Genomic DNA, 4,820 nt, shown 5'->3' with positions numbered 1-4,820 from the left:
GGACCGCCCAGTCCCGCCCCGCGGCTCCCTCCCTCCCGTCGTTCACTCCCCCATTCGTTCCGACCCGCCCCATGACGCTTCGCCTGCTCCCGTGGGACTACGGCATCCGCAACCTGGCGCGGCGGCCGACGCGCAGCCTGCTCACGCTGGCCGCGTTGGCGACCGTGGTGCTGTTGATGCTGGTCGTCGTGGGGTTCATCCGCGGGTTAGAAACCTCCCTGGCCGTCAGCGGCGACCCCGACGTGGTGCTCGTCTACTCGCTGGGGGCGGAAGAGAACGTGGAGAACTCCGCGGTCCCCGCCCGCACGGCCGGGGTGCTCGAAGCGAGCCTCAGCGGCATCCGGCAGCGGTCCGGGGTGTCGTACGTCTCGCCGGAGCTCTATTTCGGCACCCGCATCGGCGGCGGGGAGACGGCGTCGTTGGGACTGGTGCGGGGCGTCACGCCCGTCGCCCCGCTGGTCCGCGAGTCGGTGCGGATCACCTCCGGCCGCTGGCCGGGACCGGGCGAGGTGCTCGCGGGTCGACTGGCCCACGCCAAGCTCGGCGTGTCCGCCGACGCCTTGAAACCCGGCTCCACGGTTCGATTCGAGAACCGCGACTGGACCGTCAGCGGCGCCTTCTCCGCAGGCGGGTCGGCGTTCGAGTCGGAACTCTGGTGCCGGCTGCCTGACCTGCAATCCGCCCTCAAGCGGCAGGACATCGGCCTGGTCGCCCTCGCCCTGGCCCCCGACGGCTCCGCCGGCGAGGTCGACCTGTTCGCCAAACAGCGGAAGGACCTCGAAATCACCTCCGTGCCCGAGACCGCCTACTACGGCGCGATGCAGACCCACTACAAACCGGTGCGGATCCTGGCGTGGGCGGTGGTGGCGCTGGTCGCCGGCGCCGGAGCGTTTGCCGGGCTGAACATGATGTACGGCGCCGTCGCCGGGCGAACGCGGGAGATCGCCGCCCTGCGGGCGATCGGGTTCCGCCGCCGGGCCGTGCTGCTGAGCCTCGTCCAGGAGGGGCTCGTGCTGGCCGCGGCCGCCTCGCTGCTGGCGGGGGCGACGGCGCTGCTGCTGATCAACGGGCTGAGCGTGCGGTTCACGATGGGCGCCTTCGCCCTGCGGGTGGACGGCACGACGCTGCTGATCGGCTGCGGCGTCGGCCTGCTGCTCGGCGCCGCGGGAGCCGTCCCGCCGGCCCTCAAGGCCCTCCGTCGCCCGATCGCGGAGAGCCTCAAAGCAATCTGACCCCCTTGTCCCCTGACCTTCCCGGGTCGGCCCGGAGGCCGCCCCGTTTCCCCGCCGCCGCGTGCGGCTCCCTCCCCCTCCCCACAGGAGAACCTTCGATGTTGAAGCTCGTTCAGAAATCCGCCCCCCTCGGCGCCCTCGCCATTGCGCTGGCCGCAGTCGGCTGCGGCGCCCCGGACGGCGACGTGAGCGCCACCGACGCCGCCGCCCCGACGGTGCAGAACGCCGCCTACCTCGCCCCGACCGAGCCGGAGGGCGCCAAAGGCGTCGGCGCCGTGAAGGAGACGGTCGAGGACGGCGAGGAGGTGACGGTCGTCGGCCTGATCGGCGGCGATCGGGCCCCGTTCGTCGACGGGCTGGCGGCGTTCACGATCGTCGACCCGAAAGTCCCCTACTGCGCCGCCGACGAGGGCTGCCCGACGCCCTGGGACTACTGCTGCCAGCAGGACAAGGTGCCCGCGAACTCCGCCACGGTGAAGCTGGTCGACGAGAACGGCACGCTGGTCGCGGAGAACGCAAAATCCCTGCTGGGGGTGGACGAACTGACCGAGGTCGTCGTCCGCGGGACCGCGGAGAAGGACGACGCCGGCAACCTCAGCGTGCTGGCCCGTCAGGTGTACGTGCGGAATTGACCGCCCGCGTTCCCGCCTCGTTCCTCCCCCGTTCCGCCTGATGACCGAGACCGCCGACCCGCCGCTGGACCTCAGCCGACTGGCCTTCGATCGCCCGCCCGCCGGGCGGACGGAGGCGCCGCGTCGTCGGCAGAGCCGGGGCCGGTTCGTCGCCCGGACGCTGCTGCCGGCGCTGATCCTCGGCGGGTTCCTGGCGATGACCGGCTGGGCCGCCCGCGATCTGTGGCGGACGGCGACGCCGGTGGAGGTCGTCCCGGTGGTGGTCCGGCAGGCGGAGGTCCGACGGGCCGGCACGCCGCTGTTCCAGGCGGCCGGCTGGGTCGAACCGCGGCCGACGCCGACCTACGTCTCCGCGCTGAGCAGCGGGGTCGTGGAGGAACTGCTCGTCGTGGCGGGGCAGGAGGTGGAGTCCGGGCAGGTCGTCGCCCGTCTGGTCTCCACGGACGCGGAACTGGCCGTGCGGAAGGCGGAAGCGGATCTGTCCCTCGCCGAGGCCGCCGTCGCCGCCGCGGAGGCGGAGCGAACGGCCGCGAAGCAGGTGTTCGAAACTCCGCTGGCCCGACGGGCGGCGCTGGCGGAGGCCGAGGCCGCCTTCGCCGAGGTGCGGGGCGAAGTCGAGGCCCTGCCCGCCCGCATCGCCGCCGCCGAGGCCCGGCTACGGTTCGCCGAACAGAGCCGCGACAGCCGCCGCGGCGCCCGCGGCACGGTCTCCAATCGCCAACTTCAGCAGTCCGAAAGCGACGCCGACCGCACCGCCGCCGAGCTGGCGGAACTCCGGAGCCTGCAGGAGTCCCTGCCGGACCGGTTGGACGCCCTGCGGCGGCGCCGCGACGCCCTCGCGGAGCAGATGGAGTTGCGGGTGGAGGAATCGAACCGGCTCGCCGCCGCGGTGGCCGAGGTGCGGGCCGCCGAGGCCCGCCGCCGACAGGCGGAGGTCGCCCTGGAGGCCGCCCGGTTGCGGCTGGACCGCATGACGCTGAAGGCGCCCGCCGACGGCCGGGTGCTGGCCGTGCTGGCCCCGCCGGGATCGTTCGTCACCGGGCAGGAGGCGCAGTCCAACCCGGAGGGCTCCGCCGTGGTGAGCCTGTACGACCCGGCGATGTTGCAGGTGCGGGCCGACGTGCGGCTGGAGGACGTGCCCCGAATCGTCCGCGGTCAGCCGGTGACGGTGGAGACCGCCGCGGCGTCCGAGCCGATCTCCGGCCGGGTGCTGGAGGCGACCTCCGCGGCGAACGTGCAGAAGAACACGCTGGAGGTGAAGGTCGCCCTGGAGGACCCGCCGCCGGCCGTGCGGCCGGAGATGCTGGTCAAAGCGACCTTCCTCGCCCCCCCGACCGACGCCGAACCGGTCGGCGAGGAGAAGCGGGAACGCCTGCTCGTCCCCCGCCGGCTGGTGGAGGGCGAGGGGGACGCCGGCGCCGTGTGGCTGGCCGCGGCGGAGGGCGTCGCCCGGCGGCAGCCGGTCACGCTGGGCGAGGCCGGCACGGAGGAGCTGATCGAAGTGACCGACGGCCTCCGTCCCACCGACAAGCTGATCGCCGCCGGCCGCGAGGGCCTGGAGGACGGCGACCGCATCGAAATCACCGGCGAAGAGTCTTAGCCGCGACCGGAGGGAGCGCGTCCCCCCGTCCACCCGTTCATTCCTGAGAGAACTCGATGGCGCTCGTTGAAGTCCGCGGCCTGAAAAAGGCGTTCAAGAAGGGCGGCGAGACCGTCACCCCGCTGGCCGGCGTCGATCTGGACGTCCACGAGGGGGACTTCGTCTCCATGATGGGCCCCAGCGGCACCGGCAAGAGCACGCTGCTGAACGCCGTCGCCGGCATCGATCGGCCGGACGCCGGCACGATCACCGTCGCCGGCACGGAGATCACCGCGATGTCCCGCACCAAACTGGCCGACTGGCGGGCCGCCCACCTCGGCTACATCTTCCAGACGCACAACCTGGTTCCGGTGCTGACGGCCTACGAGAACGTCGAGTTGCCCACGCTGCTGGCCCCGCTGTCGCGGTCCGAGCGGCGGGAGCGAGTCGAACTCGCCCTGGAGGCGGTCGGCCTGACCGACCGGGCGGACCACCTGCCCAAACAGCTCTCCGGCGGTCAGGAGCAGCGGGTCGGCATCGCCCGGGCGATCGTGATGAACCCGACCCTCGTCGTCGCCGACGAACCGACCGGCAGCCTCGACGCCGCCACCAGCGAGCAGATTCAAACCCTGCTCGTCCGGCTGAACGAGGAACTGGGCATGACCCTGCTGATGGTCACCCACGACCCCGCCGTCGCCGCCCTCGCCGGCCGCCGGCTGCGGCTGGACGGGGGACAGCTGATCGAATTGACCGACACGGCCGACAGTGCCCGCAACGGCCGGTCGCTCGCCATCGCCTGACCCCCCCCTCCTATACAAGAAGCCAGAACATGTGGTTCAGAAAATCCAGACCGTCAGACATTCCTGTCCCGGATGAGGCAGCGAAGGCCGAGGCCAAGCAGAATCCTAATGGCTACGTGTACGCGATGGACGGAATTGATAATCCAAACGACGCAGTACCGCCGGACCGGATTCGCGGGTGCTGGAAAGTCGACGCCCACGGCGAGCTGACCGGTGAGTTCATCCCCAATCCAAATTACGTGCCGCTGCCTGGTGCTTGAACCAAAGTTTCACCGCAGCGCCGCGCGCCGAACAGAGACCGTCCAATGCTCCACTTCCTCCCCTACGTCCTCAAAGGTCTGTGGCGGCACGGGATGCGCACGTTCCTCACCGCCGGCGGGGCGGCGGTGGCATTGTTCGTGTTCTGCTTCGTGGCCTCCGTGCAGGAGGGCCTGGACCGCCTGACCGAAGGCGGCGACGCCGACCGCACGCTGATCGTTTTTCAGGAGAACCGCTTCTGCCCGACCAGCAGCAAACTGCCGGAGGACTACGCCCGCACGATCCGCGAGGTGCCCGGGGTGCGGGACGTCATGCCGGT

The 4,820-nt window shown here is 71.7% G+C and carries 6 protein-coding genes; all 6 read left to right on the top strand.

What is annotated here, in order from left to right:
• Positions 1-71 precede the first annotated feature (71 nt).
• Positions 72-1,232: an ABC transporter permease gene (locus ACG2DA_RS21740; RefSeq protein ID WP_395258645.1), complete on the top strand. Its 1,161-nt coding sequence runs from the start codon at positions 72-74 to the stop codon at positions 1,230-1,232.
• 98 nt (positions 1,233-1,330) lie between these two features.
• Positions 1,331-1,864, top strand: coding sequence for a hypothetical protein (locus tag ACG2DA_RS21735; RefSeq protein ID WP_395258643.1), 534 nt, complete (start codon positions 1,331-1,333; stop codon positions 1,862-1,864).
• A 40-nt stretch (positions 1,865-1,904) separates the two neighbouring features.
• Complete coding sequence (locus tag ACG2DA_RS21730; RefSeq protein WP_395258642.1) at positions 1,905-3,464, top strand: efflux RND transporter periplasmic adaptor subunit; 1,560 nt, start codon at positions 1,905-1,907, stop codon at positions 3,462-3,464.
• 56 nt (positions 3,465-3,520) lie between these two features.
• Entirely contained in the window at positions 3,521-4,243 is a 723-nt protein-coding gene (locus ACG2DA_RS21725; RefSeq protein WP_395258640.1) for an ABC transporter ATP-binding protein, read from the top strand.
• A gap of 29 nt (positions 4,244-4,272) precedes the next feature.
• Positions 4,273-4,503 (top strand): hypothetical protein, encoded by a 231-nt coding sequence (locus tag ACG2DA_RS21720; protein ID WP_395258638.1) that lies wholly within the window; start codon positions 4,273-4,275, stop codon positions 4,501-4,503.
• 45 nt (positions 4,504-4,548) lie between these two features.
• A partial coding sequence (locus ACG2DA_RS21715) for an ABC transporter permease (RefSeq protein WP_395258636.1) occupies positions 4,549-4,820 on the top strand: 272 nt, incomplete at its 3' end.

Source organism: Alienimonas sp. DA493, assembly GCF_043951915.1.
GTDB lineage: Bacteria > Planctomycetota > Planctomycetia > Planctomycetales > Planctomycetaceae > Alienimonas.
The sequence above is the reverse complement of the archived record's forward strand: the minus strand, read 5'-3'. Positions and strand labels throughout refer to the sequence as shown.

Excerpts from the sequence above, each read along its gene's own strand:
- ACG2DA_RS21740 (WP_395258645.1), top strand. The coding sequence starts at position 72 with ATGACGCTTCGCCTGCTCCCGTGGGACTACGGCATCCGCAACCTGGCG.
- ACG2DA_RS21735 (WP_395258643.1), top strand. The coding sequence starts at position 1,331 with ATGTTGAAGCTCGTTCAGAAATCCGCCCCCCTCGGCGCCCTCGCCATT.
- ACG2DA_RS21730 (WP_395258642.1), top strand. The coding sequence starts at position 1,905 with ATGACCGAGACCGCCGACCCGCCGCTGGACCTCAGCCGACTGGCCTTC.
- ACG2DA_RS21725 (WP_395258640.1), top strand. The coding sequence starts at position 3,521 with ATGGCGCTCGTTGAAGTCCGCGGCCTGAAAAAGGCGTTCAAGAAGGGC.
- ACG2DA_RS21720 (WP_395258638.1), top strand. The coding sequence starts at position 4,273 with ATGTGGTTCAGAAAATCCAGACCGTCAGACATTCCTGTCCCGGATGAG.